At 63.8% G+C, this 25,463-nt stretch carries 25 protein-coding genes; 9 read left to right on the top strand and 16 right to left on the bottom strand.

What is annotated here, in order from left to right:
• Positions 1-7: 7 nt before the first annotated feature.
• Genes KXR83_RS23985 through KXR83_RS23970 form a run of 4 tightly spaced genes read left to right on the top strand, consistent with a single transcriptional unit; the run spans position 8 to position 4,468 of the window.
• Positions 8-787: an SDR family NAD(P)-dependent oxidoreductase gene (locus KXR83_RS23985; RefSeq protein ID WP_437427061.1), complete on the top strand. Its 780-nt coding sequence runs from the start codon at positions 8-10 to the stop codon at positions 785-787.
• A gap of 1 nt (position 788) precedes the next feature.
• Positions 789-1,952, top strand: coding sequence for an ABC transporter ATP-binding protein (locus tag KXR83_RS23980; RefSeq protein WP_116916722.1), 1,164 nt, complete (start codon positions 789-791; stop codon positions 1,950-1,952).
• On the top strand, positions 1,952-3,679 hold the full coding sequence (locus tag KXR83_RS23975) for an ABC transporter permease (RefSeq protein WP_116916721.1): 1,728 nt from the start codon (positions 1,952-1,954) through the stop codon (positions 3,677-3,679). Before KXR83_RS23980 ends, KXR83_RS23975 begins: the two co-directional genes overlap by 1 nt.
• Positions 3,680-3,703: 24 nt before the next feature.
• Entirely contained in the window at positions 3,704-4,468 is a 765-nt protein-coding gene (locus tag KXR83_RS23970; RefSeq protein ID WP_437426998.1) for an SDR family NAD(P)-dependent oxidoreductase, read from the top strand.
• A 55-nt stretch (positions 4,469-4,523) separates the two neighbouring features.
• Here KXR83_RS23970 and KXR83_RS23965 read toward each other — a convergent pair whose 3' ends face one another.
• The 14 genes from KXR83_RS23965 to KXR83_RS23900 form a co-directional block, all read right to left on the bottom strand.
• Positions 4,524-5,471 carry an MBL fold metallo-hydrolase gene (locus tag KXR83_RS23965; RefSeq protein WP_437427060.1) on the bottom strand — a complete coding sequence of 316 codons (948 nt, stop codon included), beginning with the start codon at positions 5,469-5,471 and terminating at the stop codon, positions 4,524-4,526.
• Between the two features lie 68 nt (positions 5,472-5,539).
• Positions 5,540-5,872 (bottom strand): EthD domain-containing protein, encoded by a 333-nt coding sequence (locus KXR83_RS23960; RefSeq protein ID WP_437427059.1) that lies wholly within the window; start codon positions 5,870-5,872, stop codon positions 5,540-5,542.
• Between the two features lie 71 nt (positions 5,873-5,943).
• Complete coding sequence (locus tag KXR83_RS23955; RefSeq protein WP_116916718.1) at positions 5,944-6,567, bottom strand: TetR/AcrR family transcriptional regulator; 624 nt, start codon at positions 6,565-6,567, stop codon at positions 5,944-5,946.
• A 42-nt stretch (positions 6,568-6,609) separates the two neighbouring features.
• Positions 6,610-8,103, bottom strand: a complete 1,494-nt coding sequence (locus KXR83_RS23950) for a class I adenylate-forming enzyme family protein (RefSeq protein WP_399510375.1) — start codon at positions 8,101-8,103, stop codon at positions 6,610-6,612.
• A 17-nt stretch (positions 8,104-8,120) separates the two neighbouring features.
• Positions 8,121-9,206, bottom strand: a complete 1,086-nt coding sequence (locus KXR83_RS23945) for an NAD(P)-dependent alcohol dehydrogenase (protein ID WP_437426997.1) — start codon at positions 9,204-9,206, stop codon at positions 8,121-8,123.
• Entirely contained in the window at positions 9,206-9,994 is a 789-nt protein-coding gene (locus KXR83_RS23940; RefSeq protein WP_437426996.1) for an SDR family NAD(P)-dependent oxidoreductase, read from the bottom strand. The genes KXR83_RS23945 and KXR83_RS23940 overlap by 1 nt, the downstream gene beginning before the upstream one ends.
• A gap of 14 nt (positions 9,995-10,008) precedes the next feature.
• Entirely contained in the window at positions 10,009-10,767 is a 759-nt protein-coding gene (locus KXR83_RS23935) for an SDR family NAD(P)-dependent oxidoreductase (RefSeq protein WP_437426995.1), read from the bottom strand.
• The gene (locus KXR83_RS23930) at positions 10,764-11,966 is read right to left on the bottom strand and encodes an acyl-CoA dehydrogenase family protein (protein WP_437426994.1); all 1,203 of its coding nucleotides are present in this window, start codon (positions 11,964-11,966) and stop codon (positions 10,764-10,766) included. The genes KXR83_RS23935 and KXR83_RS23930 overlap by 4 nt, the downstream gene beginning before the upstream one ends.
• Before the next feature lie 24 nt (positions 11,967-11,990).
• The gene (locus tag KXR83_RS23925; protein ID WP_437426993.1) at positions 11,991-12,959 is read right to left on the bottom strand and encodes a phosphotransferase family protein; all 969 of its coding nucleotides are present in this window, start codon (positions 12,957-12,959) and stop codon (positions 11,991-11,993) included.
• Positions 12,956-14,158 (bottom strand): acyl-CoA dehydrogenase family protein, encoded by a 1,203-nt coding sequence (locus tag KXR83_RS23920; RefSeq protein WP_437427058.1) that lies wholly within the window; start codon positions 14,156-14,158, stop codon positions 12,956-12,958. Before KXR83_RS23920 ends, KXR83_RS23925 begins: the two co-directional genes overlap by 4 nt.
• A 2-nt stretch (positions 14,159-14,160) precedes the next feature.
• Entirely contained in the window at positions 14,161-15,312 is a 1,152-nt protein-coding gene (locus KXR83_RS23915; RefSeq protein WP_437426992.1) for a thiolase family protein, read from the bottom strand.
• Positions 15,309-15,686: a Zn-ribbon domain-containing OB-fold protein gene (locus tag KXR83_RS23910; protein WP_437426991.1), complete on the bottom strand. Its 378-nt coding sequence runs from the start codon at positions 15,684-15,686 to the stop codon at positions 15,309-15,311. Before KXR83_RS23910 ends, KXR83_RS23915 begins: the two co-directional genes overlap by 4 nt.
• 38 nt (positions 15,687-15,724) lie before the next feature.
• Entirely contained in the window at positions 15,725-16,513 is a 789-nt protein-coding gene (locus KXR83_RS23905) for an enoyl-CoA hydratase/isomerase family protein (RefSeq protein ID WP_317712850.1), read from the bottom strand.
• Between the two features lie 116 nt (positions 16,514-16,629).
• Positions 16,630-17,775: an acyl-CoA dehydrogenase family protein gene (locus tag KXR83_RS23900; protein WP_437426990.1), complete on the bottom strand. Its 1,146-nt coding sequence runs from the start codon at positions 17,773-17,775 to the stop codon at positions 16,630-16,632.
• Positions 17,776-17,867: 92 nt separating this feature from the next.
• On the opposite strand from KXR83_RS23900, the gene KXR83_RS23895 reads away from it, so the two are divergent.
• Positions 17,868-18,251 (top strand): nuclear transport factor 2 family protein, encoded by a 384-nt coding sequence (locus KXR83_RS23895; RefSeq protein WP_437426989.1) that lies wholly within the window; start codon positions 17,868-17,870, stop codon positions 18,249-18,251.
• A gap of 44 nt (positions 18,252-18,295) precedes the next feature.
• Positions 18,296-18,622, top strand: a complete 327-nt coding sequence (locus tag KXR83_RS23890) for a hypothetical protein (protein WP_437427057.1) — start codon at positions 18,296-18,298, stop codon at positions 18,620-18,622.
• Positions 18,623-18,640: 18 nt separating this feature from the next.
• Here KXR83_RS23890 and KXR83_RS23885 read toward each other — a convergent pair whose 3' ends face one another.
• On the bottom strand, positions 18,641-19,678 hold the full coding sequence (locus KXR83_RS23885) for an NADP-dependent oxidoreductase (RefSeq protein WP_437426988.1): 1,038 nt from the start codon (positions 19,676-19,678) through the stop codon (positions 18,641-18,643).
• 123 nt (positions 19,679-19,801) lie between these two features.
• On the opposite strand from KXR83_RS23885, the gene KXR83_RS23880 reads away from it, so the two are divergent.
• Together KXR83_RS23880 and KXR83_RS23875 are read left to right on the top strand one after the other, a co-directional pair.
• A complete protein-coding gene (locus KXR83_RS23880) occupies positions 19,802-21,376 on the top strand; it encodes an MFS transporter (protein ID WP_437426987.1) in 1,575 nt (524 codons plus the stop codon).
• Positions 21,377-21,411: 35 nt separating this feature from the next.
• Entirely contained in the window at positions 21,412-23,352 is a 1,941-nt protein-coding gene (locus KXR83_RS23875) for an FAD-dependent oxidoreductase (RefSeq protein WP_437426986.1), read from the top strand.
• A 146-nt stretch (positions 23,353-23,498) separates the two neighbouring features.
• Here the strand turns inward: KXR83_RS23875 and KXR83_RS23870 are convergent, their stop codons facing one another.
• Positions 23,499-24,164, bottom strand: a complete 666-nt coding sequence (locus tag KXR83_RS23870; protein WP_437426985.1) for a TetR/AcrR family transcriptional regulator — start codon at positions 24,162-24,164, stop codon at positions 23,499-23,501.
• Between the two features lie 100 nt (positions 24,165-24,264).
• On the opposite strand from KXR83_RS23870, the gene KXR83_RS23865 reads away from it, so the two are divergent.
• Positions 24,265-25,425 (top strand): acyl-CoA dehydrogenase, encoded by a 1,161-nt coding sequence (locus KXR83_RS23865; RefSeq protein ID WP_437426984.1) that lies wholly within the window; start codon positions 24,265-24,267, stop codon positions 25,423-25,425.
• Positions 25,426-25,463 lie beyond the last annotated feature (38 nt).

Raw genomic sequence — 25,463 nt, 5'->3', positions numbered from 1 at the left:
GGACGCCATGAACACCTCGTCACCACAGTTCCGTGGAACCAACGTGTTGATCACCGGCGCGGCAAAAGGGATCGGGGGCGCGTGTGCACAGGAGTTCGCGCGGCGAGGGTCGACCGTCTGGCTGACCGACGTCGACGATGCGGCAGGCCGGGATCTGGCCGACGAACTGGGCCCCGACGCCCATTACCTACATCTTGACGTGACGTCGGAATCCAGTTGGATAGCAGCAACTTCTGAGATATCGCGCCAGGCATCCCTGGATGTACTCGTCAACAGTGCCGGCGCGGCGATCAAGGCTCCACTGGTGGACACCTCCCTGGATCAGTTCCGCGCGATGGTCGATCTCAACTTGGTCGGCACATTCCTCGGAATCAAAGCCGCAGCCTCGGCGATGTCGGCAGGTGGTTCCATCATCAACCTCGCGTCACTGCGCGGCGTGCTGGCCACGGCCGAACTCGGGGCCTATGGTGCATCGAAGTTCGGTGTCCGCGCCCTGACCAAGGTGGCAGCGCTCGAACTCGCAGACCGCGGAATCCGGGTCAACGCAGTATGCCCGGGCAGTATCGACACCGCGATCACGGCGTCGGCGGGTTTCGCGGCCGACGACGTGGAGGCTTACGTGAAAAGCATCCCGATGCAACGTCGCGGCACTCCTGCCGAAGTTGCGAAGGTCATCGCGTTCCTGGCCGGAGACGACAGCAGCTACGTCACCGGCACCGACATGCTCGTGGATGGTGGCACCGCCGCCGGTGTCCGCACTCCGAAGAAATCAACGCAGAAGGTATGAGATGACCTCAGAATTCAGAGTTTCCGGTCTGACCAAGACCTACGGATCGAACGTGGTGGTCGACCAACTCGACCTCACGATCGAGGAGGGGGAGTTCCTGGTCCTGCTCGGTCCCAGCGGCTGCGGCAAGACGACCACCTTGCGGTGCCTGGCCGGCCTCGAAACTCCGCAGGACGGCACGATCGCATTCAAGGACCGGACCGTGTTCGACGGCAAGGAACATCTCAATGTTCCCGCGCACAAGCGGAACATTGGCATGGTCTTCCAGTCGTACGCCCTCTGGCCACACATGACCGTTCGTAAGAACATCCAGTACCCCCTCAAGGTGCGAAAGATGAAGCAGGCGATGGCCGACGGCGCCGTCGAGGCGGCGGCCGACATGGTCGACTGCGGGAAATTGCTCGACCGGTACCCGTCGCAGCTCAGCGGCGGGCAGCAACAGCGTGTGGCGGTGGCCCGTGGTCTGGTCTCCCAACCCGACCTCATCCTGTTCGACGAGCCACTGAGCAACCTCGATGCGCGGTTGCGCGATCAGGTCCGTTCGCAGATTCACCAGCTGCACCAGAACCTCGGCTTCACAGCGGTTTTCGTCACGCACGATCAGTCGGAGGCGTTTGCCCTCGGCGACCGGCTGGCGATCATGAAAGCCGGAAAGATCGAGCAGTACGACGCCCCGGAGCACGTCTTCGAGAACCCGGTTTCGGAATACGTGGCGGCATTCATCGGAATGGGGAATCGCTTGGAGTTGCGGCGGGGCCACGACGGGTGGATCACCTCGGGAGGCGACTCGATCGATCTGCGCCATTCCGTGGTCCGCGGCCTGGCCGACGAAGGGACCTCGGCAGTCGCCCGCTTCCGGGCGGACGACCTGCACCTGCACCAATCGATGGCGGAGGTACCCGCCGGCAATGTTGCACTGCATGCCGAACTGGTGACCTATGAGTACGGTGGCCGCCACTTCGATGTCACCGTCAAGAGCGGCAGCGAAGAGCTGACGTTGCGTGCCAATGCTTCCGAACACAGCGCCGCCCTTCGAAGCAGCAAACCAGGTGCACCGATGGTCGTGAGTTTCTCGCCGTCGACCCTTCGGGTGTTCGCCGGTGACGAGGCCGATCGCGCGGCGGCAGCCGAATTGGCGACCACCCGGGCCAAGGAGACGGTCTGATGGCCACGCTCACCGCCGAACCACAATCGCCGCCGTCACCGCGGCCACGGCCGTCGTCACGGGCAGTCATCCCGGCGCAGTGGCGTGGACGGATCTGGTACGGCGCACTGTTGGCGATACTCGCATATCTGGTGCTCCTGCCGATGATCCGGCTGCAGCTCTTGGCATTCGAGAACGGTGGCCAGGGTTACCGCACCACGTACGGTCGCTTCGACATAGCCGAGACGATCTGGACGACGATCGCACTGGCACTCGGATCCCTCGTGATCGCGATGGTCCTCGGAACCTTGCTCGCATTTGCTGCGAGCAGGCTGCCGGCGAAACTGGGATTTCTGCGGATCATTCCGATCCTTCCCATCGTCATGCCGGCCGTCGCGAACATCGTCGGCTGGGCGTTCCTGCTCTCCCCGGGGCCGGGATACCTGAACGTTCTCCTGCGAAAGTTGCCTTGGTGGAGCGGGTCCGACACCGGGCCGATCGACGTGTACACCGTGCCGTGGATCATCATCCTCACCGGATTCGGGCTGACGTCGTTCGTCTACCTGTTCGTCAGCTCAGGTATGCAGAACATCAGCTCCGAGCATCTGGAGGCCGCCCAGGTGAGCGGGTCGTCAACCTTCGGCGTGTTCTTCAAAGTGGTACTGCCACTGCTCCGGCCGTCTCTGATCTACGGCGGCGGCATCGCATTCCTGCTGGGTCTGGGTCAGTTCACCGGCCCCTTGCTGCTCGGTCAGAACAGCGGAGTGAAGGTGCTCACCACGGAGATGTACCGACGTGTGTCGGAGTCGCCTTCGGACTTTGCGGCCGCCGCGGCCGCCGGCTCACCACTGGTGATCTTCGGTATCGCATTGGTCCTGATCCAAAAGGTGATGCTGGGCAACCAGACCCGCTTTGTCACCCACGGCGGCAAAGCCTTCGCACCGCCAACCGGTAAGGGCACCTGGGCAACGGTCACCATCTCGCTGTTCGCTCTGTTCGCGCTGGTGATCCCGCTCGTGGGGCTGATCATCGTCTCGCTGACCCCCTACTGGTCCGGATCCCTGTCCTGGAGCCTGTTCACCCTCGACAACTTTCGGGAGCTGCTGCGCACGGACGCCATCGTCGAGTCCGTGATCACCAGCGTCGTCACGTCGCTCGGTGCGGTTGTGATCGTGGTGCCCATCGGTTATCTGATGGCAAACCTCTTGGTCCGCGGCCGGCGATTCAAGGTCCTGGCGCTGATCGGCGACCTGATGACCGCCCTGCCCCTTGGCATTCCGGCGGTGATCTTCGGTGTCGGATTCCTGCTGACCTACACCGAGCCGCCATTCATCCTGTACGGCACCCGGACGGTCATCATCCTGGTGTACATCGTGCTGATGCTGCCGTTCGCGACCCGCATGCAGATGACCGCGATGCTGGCACTGGGCAACACCTACACCGAAGCGTCCGCGACCAGTGGTGCCTCACCATTCGTGACGAACATGCGAATCATGCTGCCACTCATGCGGCCCACGATCCTCAGTGCGGTTGCCCTGATGTTCATCCTGCTCACCCACGAGTTCGCAGCGTCGCTGCTGGTCCGTGCGTCCACGACGCAAGTGATGGGAACGCTCTTGTTCGACATGTGGCAGAACGGCACCTATCCGCTGGTGGCAGCCATGGCGTTACTCATGACGGCGGTGACAACCGGAGGTGTGGCGATTGCCATGCTGATCGGTGGCCGCAACGTGCTCAGCAAGCTCTGAGCCGACCCAGAAGGCGAAGAGTCAATGACTGATGGCAGAACGCGTTTGCAGGACAAGGTCGTGTTGGTCACCGGCGCGACCGGAGGAATCGGCGTCGAGATCGTGCGCCGACTCGCCTCCGAGGGCGCCAACCTGGTGGTGACCGATCTTGCGCTCGACGGTTGCGAGAAGCTGGTCGCAGAGCTGGATTCTCCGCAGGACCACCTGGCGCTCGGTCTCGACATCGCGTCCGAGGCGGAGTGGGTTGATGCCGTAGCTGCGGTGGCGCAACGGTTTTCACGACTGGGTGCGGTTGTCAACAACGGTGCCATCGGAAGCCTCGAATCTGTTGTCGATGAGAGTTTGGACAGGTACAACAGGGTCATCGAGGTCAGCCAGACCGGTACCTGGCTCGGGATGAAGCACGCGGGAGCACTGGTCGAGCAGTCCGGTGGCGGCTCGATAGTCAACATCTGCTCGATCCTGGGCACAGTTGGTGGGATGGGGAACAGCTTTGCCTATGCCGCAGCCAAGGGAGCGGTCAGAACCATGACGAAGAACGCCGCCCTGCACTGGGCGACCAAAGGTGTGCGCGTCAACTCGATCCACCCGGGGTTCATCGAGACTCAGCAGTTGCTCGAGCGGTATGAAGGCACCGAACGTCATCGCGCGATGCTCGCGAACACACCGATGGGCCGGCTCGGTCAGGCGACCGAGGTCGCGGCAGCGGTCGCATTCCTGGCCGGCGACGACTCCACGTTCATCACCGGTAGCGAGCTGAATGTCGACGGTGGCTGGACAGCCGCCTGACAGCGAGTGTGAGGACGACCGGCCGGCAGCAGCAGATCGGATGGATTGCGTGCCGTCACCGCACGGTGAAGACATCCACTCCTTCTCGATGTTCGACCTTCAGCCTGCCGCGCTCGGCGAGTACGTCGAGGTGTGCCAACGTCTCGCACGTGGCGACCATCTGGTTGAAGTTGTCGAGAGTATCGAATGGACGCTCGCGGCGAGTCCATGTGAGTGCCTGTGCGACTGCGAGTCCCGTCGGTTTGCGTAGCGCCTCCACGGCCGCGATGGTGGCCGCGAACCGTCGCTCGTGGTGCGCGAGAAGTTCGTGGACTCGCGCGTGCACACCCGATCCGGTGTCCCCGTGAGACGGCAACATGATGTGGTCATGGTTGTCGAGCATCAACTCGAGTGACCGGATGTACTTGGCGAGGGGCAGGTCCCAATCACCGAGCTCGAAACCGATGGACGGGGTGATCGTCGGCAACACGTGGTCGCCGGTATAGCTGACGCCGCGATCCGCATCATGGAACACCATGTGCCCCTTGGTGTGCCCGGGGGTGTGAACCGCAGTCAACGAATGGCTGGACAGGTGAAGGGGTCCGGCGGTCAACCAGGTGTCGGGCGGTTCCCAGTCGTCGGCCACAAATGGCTCGCCTACGGAGTCGGCGTACGCCCGTTCGGCAATCCGATGTGCCCCTGCCCGTTTCAGTTCGCGCAGTGAGCTTTCCGGGACGTTGGTCCCGAGTCGGGCAATCGCCTCGATGCCGACCACCTCGCCGCTGCCGAGGTGAACCCGGCATCCGTGCCTGCGCCGAAGTTCGACGGCAAAGGTGTAGTGATCACGGTGTACGTGCGTCACGTAGATGTCATGTATCTCGTCAGGTGCGCGCCCGATCATTGAGAGCGCGCGCATCAGCTCGCCGTAGGTGCCCTCGCGATGCCAGCCGCCATCGATGAGCGCAAGGCCGCTGTTGGTCTCGAGCGCATAGACATTGATCGCCCGCAGGCCGTCCCCGGGCATCTGCAGGGGGATTCGATGGATGCCGTCGGCCACGGGGAAGCAACCGGGCTCGGACCACGGCGTTGGGGTCACGAGGTGGAGACGAGGGGAACCAGGGTCTTCTCTTCGCCGTACCAGATCATGCGGCGCCCGCCCATGTCGCCGACGTTCGCCACGGCTGCTTTCCATTCCGGGCTCGCCAGTGCCGCTTTGAGTGCCTCGGGGGACTCGAAGCTCAGGACCGACAGTCCATCCCAGCCTGCCGACTTGTCGTCAAAGGTTTCCTGCAGATCGGTGTGTTGCCAACGCAGTAGTCCAGGCAACTTGTAGGTGGGTTCGGCATGCTCGCCGCGCCACCAATCGATGAACTGTTCGTGAGTCCAGGCACTTGGGCGTGTCCCCAGGACGATCAGGTTATACACCATTTCTCCTAACTGAATTCTGTTCATTTTCGAGGACCGACGATACCGCTGAGGGGCCCGGTGAAGGGGTACTAAGGCCGCACGATTCTCAGAGCGGCACCGGTGACCGTCGTGTTGATCTGGTCAAGGGTGAGTTTTCCCTCGGGTCGGTACCAGCGCCACACACTGATGATCAGCGGCAGGACAAGTCGTCCGAGCATGCGAGGGTCTTCGTCGATGAACGCCCCGCTCTTGATTCCGGACGCGATGAGCGCGGTCCATTTCACCTCGATCTCGTGAACGAGCTCGCGGCAGCGGATCCGCTCGGCTTCTTCTTTCTCCGACTGCCGCGGTGTAGCGAGTAAATCCATGTGGTTCTGCAGGATTCGGCGCTGTAAGGCGTCGGTCGGAGAAGCTTCTAGTGCTGCCGTGATCGCTGCCCGCAGTGCCGCTTCGGGATCGGATTCGGACGCGGTGGCAGCGTCGAAACGTTCGACTGAATCGGCCAATTCGAGGCGCATGATCGTGAGCAGGCAGTGCGCTTTCGACTCGAAGTAGTGGTACAGCGCCGTCTGCCCGATACCGACAACGTCGGCAATGGACGCCCACTTGGTGTGCTCGTACCCGACCTTGCCGAACTGGTCGATCGCGACCGCGAGGATGCGGCTGCGTTTGGACCGCGGACTCTCGCGTCGCACAGTGGCATCAACCGTCATCGTGGACCCCCGGGGACGTTGTCTGGAATGTGTTTTTTCACGTTACCCCAGTTGACTTGAACTCGGGTCGGCTCGTGCTACCAGTTTGGACGCCAATCCAACCGCGTCAGGCCGCGACAGCTTGCCCACCCGATTCTGTGGCAGATCCTCGACGGTGAAGAGGTATTCGGGCCATTTGAACTTGGGGAAGTCGGACTGGGCCAACTGGTCGGTGACTTCTTCAAGAGTCAACTGCGGGCCCCCGGTGACCACCAGCGCGGCGGCCCTCTCCCCGAGCAGGTCATCTGGAACGGGCACCACGCAGACCTGGACCACTTGAGGAATGGACGCGATCGCCGCTTCGAGCTCGTTGATGTCGATGTTGCGGCCCCCGCGGATGATGATCTGCTTCTGGCGGCCCATCACGCGGATCGAACCCTCCGCGGCGATCTCGACGAGGTCCCCGGTGGGCAGAAAGCCGTCCGCGGTCAGCTCAGGCGGTGCCGGGGTGCCGCCGCGGGCATAGCCGACGAACAGTGAAGGTCCTTTGACCTGTGCATCGCCGATCTCGCCAGGTGCCACCGGAACCCCGGCCGCATCGACTGCTCGCACGATGGTTCCGGGGAAGGGTCGACCGTCGCGGCCGAGGCGGATCGCCGGCGGGTCATCGAGCTTTGGGGTGGTGTGCCCGAGGCACTCCGACATTCCGAACACCCGCAAGAAGGTGGTTCCGAGGTGTGTTTCGGCTTGCAGCAACGCTCGCTCGTTCATCGGTCCGCCGCCGACCGTCATCGCGCGCATCGTGGACAGTGCGCCCGCAGCGTTCTCGACCACGGACAGCTGCAGGGCCATGGTCGGCACGAGCATGGTCCATGCCACGCGTTCGCGGGCCATCACCTCCAACGCGACACTGGGTGACCACTTGCCGACCGAGACCATGGTCCCGCCGAGATAGGCCGGAAGGTACATCCCGAAGCAGTAGGCGGCCACAGACGACAGCGGCACAAACGCGCCGATCGGTTCTCCGGCCTGGAGCCCGACCACATCGATGGTGCTCTGGCAGGCGTAGCGAATCGCTTCCTCGGACTGCACAACGCATTTGGGGCGCCCGGTCGACCCTGATGTCATGGCGATTGCAGCACCGCCGCACCATCGATCGGTGTCTCTGAACGTCTGTCGAGATCGGATGCGATGCGAGCCGAATGCGTTGCCCAGTACAGGGAAGTCTGTGTCCGAGACGGCCCAGTGGGTCAGCGATTGCACGTCGGCCACAACCAGATCCGGGTCGATGTCTTCGATCGCGAGCTCGAACTCGGACTCGGCGGCGTGGGGGCTGAACACCGCGACCACACCACCACGCAGACCGACCGCCAGCGCGGCCGCCACGGTGTGCCAGGTGTTGTCGGCCTGGATGAGAGCAGTCGGAGGGCGGAGGTCGACGGCAGCGATCCGGTCGGCCAATGCCTGGGCGGCCGCAACGACGTCGGAAACGCTGTGGCTGCCCAGATCGTCGACGACAGCGATCGCGTCCGGGGTGGACGCGGCCCTGGCGAGCATTTCCTGTGCGAGTAGCTTCACTGCGCTGTCTCTTTCTCGAGGCTTCGGTGTCGGGGAGCGGACGGGATGATCACCGCGCGTCCGGCAATCGAGCCGGTACGCAGCAATCGGTACACGTCGGGGGCCTCGCTCAAAGGGTAGGTCTCGGTCTCGGCGTGGAGGCGGCCTCGGGCGGCGAGGTCGACCACGGCTGCCAGGTCGGTCCTGGTGCCCCAGAAGGGAGCACTTGCGTGCCATCCGTTGACCAGGCCGACGTCTTTGCCGACCGTGAGCCGGCCTCCTCCGCTGCCCACCATCACAACCCGGCCGCCGGGTGCCAACAAGTGCGCAGCCGGTTCGACCGTGGTCGGTGCCCCGGCGAAATCGAAGATCAGGTCGGCGCCTCCGAGTCCGGTGACGGCGTCGGCGGCGTCAGCGACGGTGAGATGAGCGGTGAGCGCTCCCAACGTCTGTGCCAGAGCCAGTGAACTGGCCCGGGTGTCCACGGCGACGATCTGGCTGACACCCATGTCGCGGAGGATCTGGAGTGCGAGATGCCCGAGCCCGCCGATACCGATCACCACCGCGACGGTGTTCTCGTCGATGAGGTCGGCGTTCGTCCGGATCGCGTGGTACGCGGTGAGTCCCGCATCGGCGAGTGGGGCGGCCTCGGCGTGGCTGAGTGAACCGATCGGCACCAAGACGTCAGCCGATGGTACGAGCATGAGCTCGGCGAGTCCGCCCGGCCGGCCGAGCCCGTTTCCGATCGGCGCGAGCCTGCCGCTGGCGTGTGGTGCCAGACGCAAACAGTAATTCTCCCGCTCGCGCAGGCAATTGCGGCAACTCCGACAGGACCAGATGCCCTGGACCACAACGGACTTGCCCATCCAAGTCGGGTCGGCTGCCGGCCCGGCCGCGACCACCGTGCCGGCGACCTCGTGTCCGAGTGTCAGCGGCAGGGGGTAGTCGAAGCGGCCTTCATCGGCGTCCATGACGTGCAGATCCGAACGGCACAAGCCGACAGCGCCGACCTCGAGGAGCAACTCCGTGCCCGTGGGTTGCGGGTCAGGGACGGTCCGCAATTGCGGCGGGGCGCCCCATCGGGTGAGTTGGACCGCCAACATCAGCGGGCCGTCCATCCGCCGTCGACGACCAGGGCCTGCCCGGTCATGTAGGACGAGGCATCCGACGCGAGGAAGAGTACGGCGCCATCGATCTCGCCGTCGGTTCCGCCGCGGCCGAGCATCGTGTTGCGGCGAACCCAGCCCGCCGACTTCTCGTTCTCGAAGAGTCCGTCGGTCATCTCGGTGTCGAACCAACCAGGGACCACGGCATTGACCCGGATGCCGCGGCGACCCCACTGCCCGGCGAGTTCTCTTGTCAGACCGAGGGTTCCGGCTTTGGAGGCTGCATAACTGGCTCCCCCGATCGGTGCGGTGGACACCAGGCCGATGACCGAGGAGATGTTGATGAACGAAGCGTGGTCCCCTTCGGGCATCTGCGTAGCGGCGTAGGTGGCCAGATGGAATCCTGCGACCAGATTGAGTTCGAGGATCGAGTTGAATCCGTCGACGGTTTCGTCCTCCGCGTTCGGCGGTCCGGGCCGTCCTGCGTTGTTGACCAGGATGTGAAGGTGCCCTGAGTCGCGATGCGCTCGGTCGACCAGGGCTTGCCGCTCGGCGTCGACCGTGACATCGCACCGAACCGGGACGATGCGATGGTCGGCCGCGGCCAACTCTTCGAGTCGATCGAGCCGCCGCGCGGCGGCGTACACGGTCGCGCCCGCAGCCGCGAGGGTGCGGGCGAATCCCAGCCCGAGGCCCGACGAAGCGCCGGTCACAATTGCCGTGCGGCCGCTGAGGTCGAACAGTTCACCAGGTGTCGCGGCGGGGGAGAATGTGTTGGCTGTCATTGTTTCTCGTCGTTTCAGTAGACCGCGGTCCGGCCACCGTCGACCGGGATCACGGCGCCGGTGGTGTAGCCCGCAGCGTCACCCGCGAGGTGCGTCACGAGGCCGGCGATCTCATGAGGATCCCCGAGGCGCCCCGCCGGGAGCCGGTCGATGATCTTGCCGATGAACTCATCGTCCCAATTCTCCGCCATGTCGGTGGCGAATCCGCCCGGCATGATGCAGTTGACCCGCACTGTCGGGCCGTACTCTTGTGCGAAAGCCATCGTGAGAGCGTTGAGTCCGTTCTTGGCGGCCGCATACATGGCTTCCGGGGGACTCGGACGTACAGCGCCGATGCTGGAGATGTTGATGATCGAGCCGCCTCCGTTGTCGACCATCCTCGCCCCGGCCACGGCCATGAGCCGGAACGGTCCCTTGAGGTTGACTTCGATCGTCTTGTCCCACAGCGACTCCGTCACCGACACGAGATTCTCTGCGAGTGGGGCGATGCCGGCGTTGTTCACGACGATGTCGAGACTGCCGTACTCGGCGATGATCTGGTCCACGGCGGGTTCGATCGAGTCCCACTGTCCGACGTGGAGTGCGAACGGGTGGGCGCTTCCGGGTCCCGAGTCACCGAGGCTCGCGACGGCGGCCTCACATGCCTCGAGTTTGCGGCTGGAGACGATGACTGTGGCCCCTGCGTCGCGCAGGCCGCGGGCGATGGCCAGTCCGAGGCCGCGGCTGGCGCCGGTCACCAAAGCGACCTTGCCGTCCAAATATGGTGTGCTCATTTGTATTTCTTCACCTCGAGGCGGGCGATGGTGCGCAGGTGCACCTCGTTGGGGCCGTCAGCGATCTGCAGGGCACGCGTGATGGCATGCAACCGGGCGAGGATCGTATCGTCGCTCACCCCGGCGGCGCCGTAGGTCTGCACGGCGCGGTTGACCACGTTGTGGGCGACCTCCATGGCTGCGACCTTGATGGCAGCCACTTCTGAGCGTGCCGAGGCGTTTCCCTTGGTGTCCATCAGCCAGGACGACTTGAGAACCAGGAGCCGGATCTGATCGATTTCGATGCGGCTGCGGGCTATCCACTCGCGAACGACTCCCTGGTTCGACAGCGGTCCGCCGAAAGCGACGCGCTGCAGCGACCGGCGGCACATCATCTCGAGGGCACGTTCGGCCATACCGATCGCGCGCATGGCGTAGTGCATCCGGCCCGGTCCAAGACGTCCCTGCGCGATGGCGAACCCGTCGCCCTCGTGTCCGAGCATGTTCGCCGCAGGCACCCGGACGTCGGTGAACTGAACTTCGCCGTGTCCCAGACGGTCTTTGAATCCGAACATCGGGAGGTCACGCAGCACCTCGACACCGGGGGCATCGGCGGGCACCAGGATCATGCTCTGCTGCCGATATGTCGGCCCATCGGGATCGGACTTGCCCATGAAGATGATCAGTTTGCAATCCGGATCGAGGACACCGGACGTGTACCACTTCCGGCCGTTGAGCACGTACTCATCACCATCACGCAGGATGGTCGACGTGATGTTCGTGGCATCTGAGCTGGCGACATCGGGCTCGGTCATCGCAAAAGCTGATCGAATGCTGCAGTCCAGCAGGGGTTTGAGCCACTGCTCCTTCTGGGCGTCGGTTCCGAACATGGCGAGGATCTCCATGTTCCCGGTATCGGGCGCCGAACAATTGATCGCCTCGTTGCCGATGATCGAGCGGCCGACGACCTCCGCCAAGGGGGCGTACTCGAGATTCGTGAGACCGGCGCCGAGGCCGTCGTGCGTCATGAACAGATTCCACAAGCCGAGTTCACGCGCCTTCGCCTGCAGATCACGCATGACCTGCGGTTGCTCGTGAGGGTTGTCGTTGGCGGCAATCTGCGCGTCGTAGACCTTTTCGGCGGGGTACACGTACTGGTCCATGAAGCTCTCCAGCGTGACGAGCAGTTCCTCGGTGCGAGGCGAATAGGAGAAATCCACGGTGAAACTCCTGGGGGTTGAAGGTCAGCGAACGAGTAGTGCGGTGCCGGTGTCGATCAGGCGGTTGATGGTGGCCGGCAGCTTTTCCTGATCGGGGTCGTGATGCCGACCCTCACGGTGCCGCCGCAGATTGTGTCCCATGATGGCCGCCATCTTGAGGCGCCCGAGGGCGTCGAACCATGTGAGTTCGGGTAGCGGTCGGCCGCCAGCGGTGTAGAGCTCGATGAGCTCGTCGGTCGAGGGCAGTCCGGAGACCTCACGGCCGACTCCTGGAAAGTTGCTGCCGTCGGCGAAGACGAAGAACCAACCCAGTTCCACTCGGGGGTCGCCTGCACTCCAGATCTCCCAATCGATCAGTGCCACCGGTTCGGTTCCCTGCGACAGGATGTTGCCCAGTCGGTAGTCACCGTGTACCAGTGCGGGTTTGATCGGTTCGGGTACGCCGCTCTTCAGCAGCTCCAGGAGGGCGTCCCCGCCGACCACCAGTTCGGGCGGCACTGCGGCCAGGGTGCGCGCCCACCGCTCGAGTTCGGCGGCGGGAGTCAACGGCTCGTTGATGCCTTCGATCACGGTGAAGTCGATGTCGTGCAGCCGCGGAAGGATCTCGGCGGCCCGGCGCATCCGGCTCGCCGCGAGTGCCGGCTCGACCTCGGGATCGTCGAGCACCGGCTCGAGCGACTCACCCGCAACGAACTCCATGGCAAACCATGCCGGTTCGGTGCGGTCCACTGCAACGACGCGCGGAACCGGGACGGCTGTGTCCGCCAGCGCCTGCAGGATGGTGGCCTGTCGCAACATGTCATGTCGGCCGATCGAGCGCTGGCCTTCCGGAACTGCCTTGATCACGACGTCGCCGCCATCGGTCGACACCCGGTACGTCAGTCCAGAATGGCCGCCGGGCAAGGTCTCGAACCCCGTCATGACGAGACCGCAGTCGGTCAAGAGCTTCTCGGCGACGTGATCTCGAAGGGACGGTGAGGTCGGCGCGGTCATGGGCGTGGCTCCCGGGGTAAGCCGAGTACACGCTCGGCGATGATGTTGTGCTGGATTTCGTCTGTGCCACCGGCAATCCGGTATCCGGGAGCGCCGAGAACGTGCTCGGACCATGCGTACGTGCCCCAGACTCCGGAGTCGGACGTCAGGTCGCGGCCGAGCAGAAGACGGACGACCTCGGAGGTACGGGCCATGGTGTCGGTGGCCAGCAATTTGCCCAACGACGCCTCGGGTCCGGGATCCTCACCTGCGACCACTGCTCCCGCGACCCTCATGTTGCTGATCCGCTGCACGTAGCTGCGGGTCACGAGATCGGCGACACGGTCCTTCTCCAGGTCACTGAGCGGACGGCCCAGGTTACGGGCCAACTCGACGGCCTGGTCGGCGTTGGCGAGTCCGAGATTTCCACCGTCGAGGCGCTCGGCGGCCAAGACGGTGAGCGCCACCTGCCAGCCTTTGCCCACCGGGCCGAGTCGGTGGGTGTCGTCGAGTTGCACCCCTTCGAGGTAGACCTCGTTGAACGAGGCGCCGCCGGTCATCTGGCGGATCGGGCGGACGGTGACACCGGGGGAGTTCATCGGGATGAGAAAAACCGTGAGGCCGTGGTGTTTCGGGACGTCTGCATCGGTTCGGCACACTGCGACTCCGATGTCGGCGACTGTCGCGCCGGAGGTCCAGACCTTGTGTCCGTCGATGGTCCATGAGCCATCGGACTCGACGGCCCGGGTTCGGACGGCGGCAAGATCTGAGCCTGCCTCGGTCTCGGAGAACAGCTGGCAGGCGATCAGATCGGTGCGCAGCATTGCTCGGACGTACTGATCTCGCTGGTGAGGCGTTCCCCACTGAGCGATGGTGGGAGCCACGAGTTGCTGTGTCACCGAGAACATCTCAGTGCGTTTGGGGACGTCGAAGCCTTCTTCGATGCGGCGAAACGCCAGTGTGTACGAGAGGGGTAGGTTGCGGCCACCGTATTCGGTCGGGGATGACAGTGCGCCCCAGCCGGCGTCGAATTTGGCTCGTTCGTACTGTGAGATTCGATCGGTGTGAGCCTTCTCCTCGGCCGCGGTCCAGCTCTCGAAAACCGCGACCGAATCATCGCCCACACCCCAGGGAGCTTCGGTGCGAGGCGCGGCGACGCTGTGCAGCCATGCCTTGGCCTGCTCGGTGAACTGGCCGAGGTCGGGGAGAGTTTGCTCCATGCTCATACCGTCAACACCGTGCATGCGCTGATCCCGGGGGCACCGTAGACATGGGTGAAACCGGCCTTCGGAGTGCCGAATACCTGGCGCGCGCCGGCTTCCCTGCGTAGCTGGGTGACGATCTCGTGGACCTGCCGAAGCCCTGATGCACCGATGGGTTCACCGTTGGCGATGCACCCGCCATCGGTGTTGACCGGTATGCGGCCTTGGATCTCGGTTGTACCGGCGGCGATCAAACTCTCTTGCTCACCCGGTTCGCAGAAGCCGCACTCGGCCATGTGCATGATCTCCGCGCCGCTCTCGGTGTCTTGCAGCTGCGCGACGTCGATGTCGGACGGCCCGATACCGGCTTGCTCGAAGGCGGCGTACGCGGCGTCGGCGCTGACGCTGGTGGGTTCACCCTCACCCTGGACCGCGGGGCTGAAGACCTCAAAAGATCCAAAACGTCTGGTGCGGTGGGAGATCGCGCGGAGCTGAACGGGACGACCACCCAACCTGCGCACGGCCGCATCGCTGGCGACGATCACCGCCGCGCCGCCCTCGCCTGGCGAACAGAACATGTAGCGGGTGAGGGGATCGTTGACCATGTCTGCCGTCGCGATCGCTTCCACGCTCATTGCTTCGCGTCGCCAGGCGTTCGGATTGAGAGCGCCGTTACGGTAGGCCTTTGCGGCCACCCGGGCCAGGGTGTCGCGGGAGATGTTGTGCTGGTGCATGTATCGAAGAATTTTCGACCCGAAGAATTGGGTTGTCACCATGAGACCGGCTTCGCCGTATCCGTCAGGCAGGCCCCATTCGGCCGGCTTGGGGTCGAAGGCACCGCGCGGGTGTTTGTCGAATCCCACGGCGAGTGCGATGTCTGCAGCCCCGGCGCGGACTGCGTTGACCGCAGAGAACAGTGCGCTACCGCCGGTGGCGCAACCGTTCTTCACGTTGGTGAACGGGATGCCGGTGAAGCCCAACTCCGCGACGAGCGTATCGGCCAGGCCTGACCCGTCGCTGCCACCGAAGGCCACCTGGACATCGGGCCACGTGAGCCCGGCGTCGTCCAGGGCGTTACCGATCGCGGTGACCGCCATCTGGCGGCCGGTGATGCCCGGCTGCCGACCGAACTGTGACAGCCCGGCGCCGATGATCGAAACAGTCTGCGTCACCGTCGAACTCCAGACGGTGGTGTGGTGCCGACGGCAAACCGGGGCACCGGTGAGATGGAAACCAGGCTCACCGGTGCTCGGTCCAGTTCAGCGAAGTCGTCACAATCGAGGATTGCTTGAATCTTGATTCCCTCAGGGAGTTCCACATATCCCACCGCGAAGGGCGAAAAGCCCTCAGCGGGTGGGATATACGGTGGAGATTTGGGCGGGAAGCGCTGAATCGTGTACGCCCAGACGGTGCCGTGCGTGCTCAGCTCCACCGCGGTCGTGGTTCGCGTGGCACATCTGCTGCACATGTCGTTGACAGGGAAAGCGACTGTGCCACAGACGCTGCACTTGCTTCCGTCGAGCACCGCGTTCGGCGTCTCGCCCATTTCTTGTCCTCTCCGAAGTGGTGGTGATTGTCAGCCGATCAGCGGCCGACCCACTTCGGCTCGCGCTTTTCGAGGAATGCGGTGACACCTTCCCGGCCGTCTTCGGACTGCAGCGCATTGCCGACTGCGAGGTGCTCCATGACCATGAGGGACTGGATGTCTGCGTCCAGGCCGCGGTCGATCGTCATCTTCGTGAGCTTCATCATGAACGGGCTCTTGTCGGTGAGCTGGGCGATGAACTCTTCGACCGTCTGGTCGAGTTTCTCGGCCGGGGCCGAGGCGTTGATGAGGTCGAAGTCGGCCGCCTCGATGCCCGAGAGGAGCTTGCCGGTGAGCATCAGTTCCTTGGTCTTGCGGATGCCGATCATGCGGGGCAGACGGTAGATCGGGCCGGCGCCACCGAACAGTGCGCGTCGGATGTGGAAGTCGCCGATCTTGGCATCGTCCGCGGAGATCGCGAAGTCGCACGAGATCATGAGTTCGAAGCCGCCCGCGGTGACGTAGCCCTCGAGCACTGCGACCGACGGGGTGTTCATCGAGTACAGGCGGTCGCAGACCTTGGCGGAGAGGACCGCGACGTCCATCGCGTTGGTGCTGCCGACGTAGTCGGACAGCAGGATGTCCAGGTCGAATCCCGAGCAGAAGGTGTTGTTCACCCCGCGGAGGACGAGGACCTTCAGGTTCGGGTCGGCGTCGACCTCGGCGATGATCTCGTCGAGCCGGTACAGCAACTCAGGGGTCACCGCGTTCTTCTTGTGCGGGCGGTTCAGCCACACACGGGCGACGTCTCCGTCTTTCTCCAACAGGATGTGGTCGGTGTCAACCATCTTGTACCTCTCGTTTGACTTCAAATTGAACTGGATTCACTTCAGTTTTACTCGCTAGATGCGACAGCGTCAATAGCCTTGGCCGCAGAAACCCGATTGAGCGGGCCCGTCGACGATCAGATGCCGATCAACTCCGCTATACGTGCGCGATGTGAGCGCGAATCACCCTGCAGCGCCTCGTTTCCCAGCGCTCGACGGAAGTAGGAGTGGACGGGATGCTCCCATGTGAAACCGACGCCGCCGTGGAGTTGGATGGCCTCGCTCGCGGCCTCGATGGCAGCGTCGGTACACACCGCACCGGCTACTGCGACGGCCAACCGTGCATCGTCGGGATCGTCGGCAAACACCGCCGCGGCGTAGCGTGAGGCCGATCTCGCGCGTTCCAGCGTCATGAGCAGGTCTGCGAGTCGGTGTTTGATGGCCTGGAAGGAGCCGATCGCGCGACCGAACTGTTCTCGCGTCAGAACGTGGGCGAGGGTCAATTCGAGCAACCGATCGGTCATCCCGGTGTTCTCGCAAGCCAGTGCGAGTGTGGTGAGGTCGGCGATCCGGGTCCGAAAGGCCTCGATGTCGTCAGGGCCGATCAGCGGAATGGCCGAGACGCCATCAAAAACGATGTCGGTCTGACGTCGGGTGGGGTCGATGACCTGGCGGTCGGTCCGAGACGTGGTCTCGGTGGCAGCGGCGAAGACCCGACGTCCGTCGGGGGTTTCGGCGGACACGACGACCACGTCCGCCGCGTTGCCGGCGACCACATGTGTTGCGCGGCCCACCAGCGACCACTGGCCGTCGGTCTTCTCGGCACGCAGCCCATCGTGTGCGGGGTCAAGCGTGCTCACCGCAACGACGAGTCCGTCGTTCATGGCTTGGGAGAGAAGTGGGGCAATGGCGCCGTCTGCGGCGCCGAACAAGAGTGCCTGCGTTCCCACGATGGCCGATGACAACACCGGCTCGCATATCAGGGAGCGGCCACATTCCTCGAGAATGATGCCCAATTCGACAGTGTCGTAGCCTAATCCGCCGTTCGACTCCGGTACGGCGAGGGCTGCGACCGACATCTCGTCCACCAGTCGTTCCCATAGGTCCCGGGAGAAGCCGGGCTCGGTCTCGGCAATATCGCGCGTCGAATCGACGTCGCTGTGTTTGGTCAACAGGCCGCGCACGGCCGACCGCAGTTCCCGCTGCTCTGCGCCGGGCGTCAGGGCCGGCGGTTCCGAGCGGGGCCAGGGATCGGCGGTGGTCGACGAGGGTTGGTCAGTCATGTCGGTCCAGTCGAGTTGAGTTCAGTTTGGTGACCTGAGACTAACCCGGGGAGGTCTCGACAAGAAGGGTTTTACTGAACTAAGTTCATTTCATGAGCATTTTGATCGAGGATTATTACGCCGCGGTGGACAGTGGGGCGCTCGAGGAAGCGGTGTCGCTGCTGTCCGAAGACGTTCAGTTCGCGATGGTGTTGCCTTCGGGGACAAATCGCGGCTCGGGGCGTGAGGCCATGCTCGACTATCTGCGAAACCGGCCGAAGGTCAACCGCAAACACAAGCTGCTTCGCGTGGCCGCCGACGAAGATGTGCTCTTCGCGCACGGCGCGGTGACGGAAAACGACACCACCACAACCGGCTACTTCGTCGGCGTGATGCATGTCGACGCCAACGGCTGCATAGACCGCTACCAAGTGTCGTTCGATGCCGAGTTCGGGCTGCTGTCCGATGTGGCCACTGCTGAAGGAGCATCCAAGTGAGCACGTCGATTCCGACCCCCGTGCTGGCACGCTGGTTCGAGTACATGGATTCTGATGACCCCGACCGCGTCCTGACGATGATCACTGACGACTTCATGATGTCGGTGCAGTTCTCCAAGGGCGGCGGCCAGTCTGCGGAGTTCGTCGGAGATCGCGACGGACTCATCGCGTATCTCGCCCAGCGCGAAAAGAGCACGCTGGTGCATCACATCGACAGCGGCGCTGTGGTTTCTGATGTCGAACTCGTCCTGGGACGCACCACCCGCAACGGCGATTTCGAGGCGTCGTTCAACGCGACCGCTCAGCTCGATGCGGCCGGCAAGGTTCGCCGGTTGCTCATCGCGCGAACGCCCGAGGTCGCCTTCAACTGAACGCAACGCCTGCGCTGTTCACTCACCCAGCCGGCACAGCGTCTTGCCGGTGTTGTCTCCGCGCAGCATTGCGGTGAGCGCCGAGGGCGCTTCATCGAGGCCATGAAAAACCAACTCGCTGTACTTCATTCGGCCATCGCGGAGGTAGCCGGCGATCTCTGATCGCATGTCGGCCGCGAGGTGATTGAACGAGCCCGCACGATATCCCTCGATCCGAACGCCTTTCGAGACGAGTTGGAAGAGGTTCGAAGGTCCGGGCGACGGCGTGGTGTTGTCGTAGTCGGCCAATGCGCCGCACATGGCGACCCGGCCGCCGGGTCGCATGTTGTCGAGAGCTGCGGCTAGGTGGTCAGATCCGACACTGTCGAAGTAGACGTCGATCCCTCCGGGCGCCGCTCGCTCCAGGAGTTCGGTGATCGGACCGGCGTGATAATCGAACGCGGCGTCGAGCCCGAGTGTTCGTTCCAGATAGTCCACCTTCTCCGCGCTGCCGGCAGAACCGATCACCACCGCGCCACGCTGTTTGGCAAGCTGCGCCGCGATGCTGCCGACGGCTCCGGCTGCGGCCGACACCCACACTGTGTCACCCGGCTGGAGGTCGGCGACCGCGATGAGTCCGGCGTACGCCGTCAGTCCCGAGCTGCCCAACGGTCCGAGAAACCACTGCAGTGGCAGGTCTTCAGGGTCGAGAGAAGTCAGACCCCCGTAGCCGCCGATGGTGCTGCCGTCGGTGCCGATGACTGCGTAATCGCGGTATCCGTACATGTGCGACACGATGTCCCCGGGCGCAAAGTCGCTGTTCTCGGATCTTTCGACCACGCCGAGCGCCAGCCCGACCAGCGGTTCACCGGGTTCGAAGGGCGGGAGATATCCGTTCGGGGTCGTCGATTTGAGCCGGATCCGGATCGACGGGTCGATCGAGAGCCAAGTGTTGCGAACCAGCACCTCGCCGGTGGCCAAATCGGGCAGTGGTGCGTTGGTGATCACGAGGTCACCGGTCTCTAGCGGTCCATCTGGTCTGGAGCCCAGGCACAGCAGGCGGTTGTGCGACGGCATCTGAGAGTCTCCTGTTCCGGTCACAAACGGTGGAGTGACATGACTTCAGTTCAGGATATCGTGCGGTTCTCACCCGCAGGCGGGTTTGCTGAACTAAGTTCAGTTTGAGCGAGGAGGCGAACAATGGTCGGCACGACGCAAATGGGTTTCTTCGCACCCCTTCGCGTTCGGCGCCTCCGCCTGCTGCTGCTCGTGGAACTCGGTGCCAGCGTCGGCGTATGGATCCTGGTTCTCGCGGCACAGTGGATCCTGACCGAAGCAGGGGAGTCCGCGACCACGGTCTCGGCCGTTCAATTCGCGATCAGCATCCCGTTCTTCCTCTTCGCACTGCCGATCGGGGCAATAGCCGAGTACACGAGCCATCGCCGACTCCTCGTCTCGACCTCCGTGGTGCTGCTGATCGCTTCGGTTGCACTGGTCGCCCTGGATGTACTCGGCTATGTCGGCGTCGGCGTGCTGATGGGCAGTGTCTTCGTCGCCGGGACGGGGCTGGCCATCGTCGCCATCGTCTGGCAGGCCCTGCTGCCGCACGTCGTCAGCCGCGACATGATGACGGTCGTTCCCGCGATCGACGGCGCCGTGTTCAACGGTGCGCGGGCGATCGGCCCGCTGATCGGTGGAGCGATCCTCGCCGGTCTCGGCTCCACGTGGGCATTCGCTTCGGTCGGTGTCCTGTTCGCAGGCTGCGCCTTGATCGCGGCCTGGCAGGTGCCGGCCGCAGCCGGTGCCGGTGCGGCACGCAGCCCCATCGGCAAGGCAGTGTCCGGCGGCCTGCGCTTCATCCGCCACTCCCGGTGGACGCGGCGATTGCTCCTGCGGCTGACCATCTTTGGGGTACCGGCCAGCTGCCTGTGGGCGCTGTTGCCCCTCGTCGCACATGATCGCCTCCACACCAACACGTTCGAGTTCGGGGTGATGTCCGGCGCCATCGGTGTTGGGGCTGTGGCAGGCACGATTGCGCTGATGCCCCTGCGGGCCCGGATGAGTTGGAACCGATTCGTCGCCTTGGGCTCTGGCGCCTACGCGGTCGTTCTCGCCGGGATGGCGTGTGTGACCCGCCTCGACGTGATGCTGGTGCTGATGGTGGTTGTCGGCGCTGCCTGGGTGGGTGTCCAGAGCACCTGGATGATCGCGGCCCACCGTGTGGTCCCGTCCTGGATCAAGGCGCGCATCATCGCGTTCATCATGCTGATGTTCCAGGGCAGTCAGGCCGTCGGGGCAATCATCTGGGGCGTGCTAGCCGATGCCGTCGGTCTGGTCCCAGCCGTTTCCACCGCAACAGTGCTCATGGTCGTGGCCGCGGTCGGCGTCCTGCGGAACGGGATCTTCCCCAGTGAAACCATTGCCCCGGATCCGGCTGACGTGACGTGGTCCGATCCACCGACCGATGGTTACGGCGACCGGCCGGTGACGATCGAAACCACCTACTTCGTCGCGGAAAACAGGGTTTCTGCCTTCCTTCAGGACTTCGCGGAAGTACGGCGCTCACGGCTGCGTCTGGGAGCACTGCGATGCAGGATCATGCAGGCCGCCGACCTCTCCGATACGTACGTCGAGTACTGCACGTTCAACCACTGGGCCGACTACGTCTCCCAGGAGACGGTGCGACTCACCGTGCCGGAGCAGCGCTTACGGCGGCGTGTGGAAGCAACACTGCGGTCCGAACCGGTGACGCGAGTACTCGTTGCCCCCGAATGAGCATGTCAGCCAATACGATTGAAAGAAGAGGTCCGATGACAGCTGAGTTCCCTCATCTGTTCTCCCCGATCGAGATCGGCGGGATGACCATGAAGAACCGGCTGGTGGCGCTGCCGGCCGGAACGAGCATGGCCGAGCGGGGTGTCCCCACTCACGGCGACACCGAGCATTTCGAGCGGCTGGCGGCAGGCGGTGTCGGTCTGATCGTCGGAGGGGCCACCGTCGTGCATTCCACCACCACCCTGCGTTCGCGCAAGCTGATCGAGGCATACATCGACGACTACGTGCCTGCCACGGCGGCGAAGGCCAAGGTGATCCACCGGCACGGTGCCCGCTTCGTGGTTCAACTGTGTCACCTCGGTCGGGAGTTCATCGGCGGAGAATCAGACGCGCCACCGTCGGCGCCGTCACCGATCAAGACGGCCCGCGACGCCTACCCACCCCACGAGCTCACGATTGCCGAGATCGACGACATCATCGAAGGCTGGCGGATCTCCACGCAGAACGTGGTGAAGGCGGGGGCCGACGGAGTCGAACTGCATGCGGCGCACGGGTACCTGCCGGCTCAGTTCATGTCACCACTGACCAACAAGCGCACCGACAGTTTCGGTGGCTCTTTCGAGAATCGAATGCGCTTCTCCAGGCTGGTGATCGAGGCAATGCGCTCGGTGGTCCCAACGGGTTTTGTTCTCGGAGTGCGTCTCAGCGGTGAGGAAGAGATACCCGGCGGGATGAACATCGATGATTGCGTGCGGATCGCGGAGGATCTGACCGACCTCGGGATCGACTACTTCAGCATCACTCATGGCACCCGCGGGAAGTATGTGAAGGACTCGTCGAACGAGGACGCGGTGGCCATTCCATCTGCATCGAGGGTGCGCGCGGCGACCGGAGTGGCGACCCTTGTCGGACAACGTATTCGGGACGCGGCCACTGCGGATCACGCCATCAAGTCCGGCCACGTCGACATGGTGGGAATGGCACGCGCACTGATCGCCGATCCCGATCTACCGATCAAGTCGCAGAGCGGCAGGCTTGACGAGATCCGGGGGTGCCTGGGGATCAACCAAGACTGCAGGGCATTCGATCCTCACCTTCACTGCGCGGTCAACGCAGAGATCGGTCGCGGTCGCCACCCACAGATGGGGGTGAAGGTACAAAAGCCGAAAGAGGTCTACGTGATCGGCGGGGGCCCTGGTGGACTCGAGCTGGCGCGTGTCGCCGCCGGTCGCGGGCACCACGTCACCGTCTTCGAGCAGCACACGGTGCTGGGAGGTGCCATCCGCGTCGCCGCTGCAGCGCCCCACCGGGCAGCCCTTGGTGATGTCATCGACTACCTCCAGCGAGAACTCCGCCGGCTGAAGGTCGATGTGAACCTCTCAGCCGGTATCGAAGTCGACGATGTGGACGACATCCTCGAGGTGGCAGATCACGTCGTCGTGGCCACTGGATCCCGGCCCGCAGACCTGCCAGTCGGCCTGCACAGCCGACCAGCGGCGACCGTGGACGACGTGCTGTTGGGGCGACTTCCCGATGTGGTGAGTCGACGAGCGGTCGTCTTCGACGAGGGGGATGGATTCTGGCCCGCCTACAGTGCAGCGGAGGCACTTGTGCGGCAGGGATGGCACGTCACCTTTGCCACCCCGCTGACCGGACTGGCCTCACGTGTGCCGGCCGAGAGCGCTGGACCACTACTACGCCGACTCGGGACGTCAGGGACCGACTTCAAGGTCGGGCACACCCTGGTGGTCCCGGAAAAGTCGTCGGAAGCATTGCGCTTGCGGCCGGTCTTCGGAGGCGCCGACATCGAGTTCGACGACGTCCTCACGGTGTGGCATCAACCGCGGGTACCGATGCCGACGCTGGGACTCGAGGCAGGGCCGTCGGTCAGCATCATCGGTGATTCGGTGACGCCCCGTCGACTGAGTCACGCCATCGCCGAAGGCTACCGCGTGGGTGCCGAAATCGGGGCCTAGGTACGGGGGTCTACGTCGGGTCATTGCCTGGCGCCGTTCGGACGGGTCGGATTCGGCGTTGCGTTGGGACCAAGTTCTTCACCGAAGGCGCGTCCGGAATTCCGCTCGATGGGGTGACGATGTGCCGGGACCGCGGTCTGACGCGACTAGCCGAGATCGCCGATCGCGTCGTGTAGACGCGGAAGAATTGAGTCGAGCGGCTGGTTGGTGGACAGGATCACAACCGCTGAAGTGGTGGAATCTTTCGCGCTGATGTGGAGGACTGTGCGGGCAGTTGTCATCGCGTCGGTGAACTCGTGATGCGCGTCGGTGATCTCGCCTCGTAGCCAGCGGCGCAGTACGTGATTGTGGGCGGCGACAACCGCGTGTGCAAAGAGTTCGTGACGAAGCTGTGCGGTGGAGTCGTTTGCTGTTGGTTGCAGGTGACGGTTGAACAGTCGGACGTATTTGGAGACGGTGGCGACCTCGTAGTCACGCAACGCGGGAACAGTTCGGGTAAGCCGGTAACGCGCCTGCGCCAGTTCACCTTCGGTGAGGTAGCTGTCGAAGACCGAACGCGCAACGTCGATGACCGCGGACGGCATCATCTCGGGATCGGTTCCGGCGAGATGGCTGTGGGCGCTGTGCTGCAGTGAGTCATGGTCGGGGAACACGATGGCTTCTTTGGACCCGAAGTGGCGGAACAGCGTTGTCCGGCCAACTTTCGCGCGTGCAGCGATGTCGTCGACGCTGGTCGCGTCGTATCCGTGCTCTTCGAACAGCGCAAAGGCCGCCCGTGCAAGGCGTTGGCGGGTCGTCTCTGCTTGGGGCATGCCCGTTCCTGTCACTGGTACTTGGTACCACACATGTGGTACTAAGTACCGTAGAAGGCGCCCGAGGTTCGCGCGCACAGTGATCACGAGGAGTGTTCTGATGGCCGGCAACCCCGATTTTGGTCTGTTCAAGCTCGGCGAAGAGCACGACGAGCTACGTGCGGCGATCCGGGCTCTTTCCGAGAAGGAGATCGAGCCCCACGCTGCTGATGTGGATGAGAACTCTCGTTTTCCGGAGGAGGCGTTGGCGGCGTTGACGGCGTCGGGTTTCAACGCGATCCATGTGCCTGAGGAGTACGACGGTCAGGGTGGTGATTCGGTGGCTGCGTGCATCGTGATCGAGGAGGTTGCGCGGGTGGATGCGTCGGCGTCGTTGATTCCTGCGGTCAACAAGTTGGGCACGATGGGCTTGATTTTGAAGGGTTCTGAGGAGCTCAAGCAGCAGGTGTTGCCGTCGATTGCGTCGGGTGAGGCGATGGCCTCGTATGCGTTGTCCGAGCGTGAGGCGGGTTCGGATGCGGCGGCGATGAAGACTCGCGCCCGCGAAGAGGGCGACAACTGGGTGCTCAACGGGTCGAAGTGTTGGATCACCAACGGCGGGAAGTCCACGTGGTACACGGTGATGGCGGTGACCGATCCGGAGAAGGGTGCCAACGGTATTTCCTCGTTCATGGTCCACAAGGATGATCCGGGGTTCACTGTCGGTCCGTTGGAGAAGAAGCTGGGTATCAAGGGTTCACCGACGGCGGAGTTGTATTTCGAGAACTGCACCATTCCTGGGGATCGGATCATCGGGGCGCCGGGCACCGGTTTCAAAACCGCGCTCGAAACCCTCGATCACACCCGTCCGACGATCGGTGCGCAGGCGTTGGGTATCGCGCAGGGTGCTTTGGATCAGACGATTGCGTATGTGAAGGAGCGTAAGCAGTTCGGTAAGTCGATCAGTTCGTTTCAGGGTGTGGAGTTCATGCTCGCGGATATGGCGATGAAGATCGAGGCTGCTCGTTTGATGGTGTACACCTCGGCGGCGCGGGCCGAGCGTGGTGAAAAGAACCTCGGCTTCATTTCCGCAGCGTCGAAGTGCTTCGCCTCCGACGTGGCCATGCAGGTCACCACCGACGCGGTGCAGTTGTTCGGTGGCTACGGGTACACCCGCGACTTCCCCGTCGAGCGGATGATGCGTGATGCCAAGATCACCCAAATCTATGAGGGCACCAACCAGATCCAGCGTGTGGTGATGTCACGCGCACTACTGCGCTGACCCACCTGACCGTTCGTTGAACGCCTAACCCAGCACGT

Source organism: Williamsia muralis, from assembly GCF_051487485.1.
Classification (GTDB): domain Bacteria; phylum Actinomycetota; class Actinomycetes; order Mycobacteriales; family Mycobacteriaceae; genus Williamsia; species Williamsia muralis_B.
The sequence above is the reverse complement of the archived record's forward strand: the minus strand, read 5'-3'. Positions and strand labels throughout refer to the sequence as shown.

What these genes read in the sequence shown, in the direction of transcription:
- KXR83_RS23985 (WP_437427061.1), top strand. Translation starts at nt 8, where the DNA reads ATGAACACCTCGTCACCACAGTTCCGTGGAACCAACGTGTTGATCACC.
- KXR83_RS23980 (WP_116916722.1), top strand. Translation starts at nt 789, where the DNA reads ATGACCTCAGAATTCAGAGTTTCCGGTCTGACCAAGACCTACGGATCG.
- KXR83_RS23975 (WP_116916721.1), top strand. Translation starts at nt 1,952, where the DNA reads ATGGCCACGCTCACCGCCGAACCACAATCGCCGCCGTCACCGCGGCCA.
- KXR83_RS23970 (WP_437426998.1), top strand. Translation starts at nt 3,704, where the DNA reads ATGACTGATGGCAGAACGCGTTTGCAGGACAAGGTCGTGTTGGTCACC.
- KXR83_RS23965 (WP_437427060.1), bottom strand. Translation starts at nt 5,471, where the DNA reads ATGCCCGGGGACGGCCTGCGGGCGATCAATGTCTATGCGCTCGAGACC.
- KXR83_RS23955 (WP_116916718.1), bottom strand. Translation starts at nt 6,567, where the DNA reads ATGACGGTTGATGCCACTGTGCGACGCGAGAGTCCGCGGTCCAAACGC.
- KXR83_RS23950 (WP_399510375.1), bottom strand. Translation starts at nt 8,103, where the DNA reads ATGCTCGCCAGGGCCGCGTCCACCCCGGACGCGATCGCTGTCGTCGAC.
- KXR83_RS23945 (WP_437426997.1), bottom strand. Translation starts at nt 9,206, where the DNA reads ATGTTGGCGGTCCAACTCACCCGATGGGGCGCCCCGCCGCAATTGCGG.
- KXR83_RS23940 (WP_437426996.1), bottom strand. Translation starts at nt 9,994, where the DNA reads ATGACAGCCAACACATTCTCCCCCGCCGCGACACCTGGTGAACTGTTC.
- KXR83_RS23935 (WP_437426995.1), bottom strand. Translation starts at nt 10,767, where the DNA reads ATGAGCACACCATATTTGGACGGCAAGGTCGCTTTGGTGACCGGCGCC.
- KXR83_RS23925 (WP_437426993.1), bottom strand. Translation starts at nt 12,959, where the DNA reads ATGACCGCGCCGACCTCACCGTCCCTTCGAGATCACGTCGCCGAGAAG.
- KXR83_RS23920 (WP_437427058.1), bottom strand. Translation starts at nt 14,158, where the DNA reads ATGGAGCAAACTCTCCCCGACCTCGGCCAGTTCACCGAGCAGGCCAAG.
- KXR83_RS23910 (WP_437426991.1), bottom strand. Translation starts at nt 15,686, where the DNA reads ATGGGCGAGACGCCGAACGCGGTGCTCGACGGAAGCAAGTGCAGCGTC.
- KXR83_RS23905 (WP_317712850.1), bottom strand. Translation starts at nt 16,513, where the DNA reads ATGGTTGACACCGACCACATCCTGTTGGAGAAAGACGGAGACGTCGCC.
- KXR83_RS23900 (WP_437426990.1), bottom strand. Translation starts at nt 17,775, where the DNA reads ATGACTGACCAACCCTCGTCGACCACCGCCGATCCCTGGCCCCGCTCG.
- KXR83_RS23895 (WP_437426989.1), top strand. Translation starts at nt 17,868, where the DNA reads ATGAGCATTTTGATCGAGGATTATTACGCCGCGGTGGACAGTGGGGCG.
- KXR83_RS23890 (WP_437427057.1), top strand. Translation starts at nt 18,296, where the DNA reads ATGGATTCTGATGACCCCGACCGCGTCCTGACGATGATCACTGACGAC.
- KXR83_RS23885 (WP_437426988.1), bottom strand. Translation starts at nt 19,678, where the DNA reads ATGCCGTCGCACAACCGCCTGCTGTGCCTGGGCTCCAGACCAGATGGA.
- KXR83_RS23880 (WP_437426987.1), top strand. Translation starts at nt 19,802, where the DNA reads ATGGTCGGCACGACGCAAATGGGTTTCTTCGCACCCCTTCGCGTTCGG.
- KXR83_RS23875 (WP_437426986.1), top strand. Translation starts at nt 21,412, where the DNA reads ATGACAGCTGAGTTCCCTCATCTGTTCTCCCCGATCGAGATCGGCGGG.
- KXR83_RS23870 (WP_437426985.1), bottom strand. Translation starts at nt 24,164, where the DNA reads ATGCCCCAAGCAGAGACGACCCGCCAACGCCTTGCACGGGCGGCCTTT.
- KXR83_RS23865 (WP_437426984.1), top strand. Translation starts at nt 24,265, where the DNA reads ATGGCCGGCAACCCCGATTTTGGTCTGTTCAAGCTCGGCGAAGAGCAC.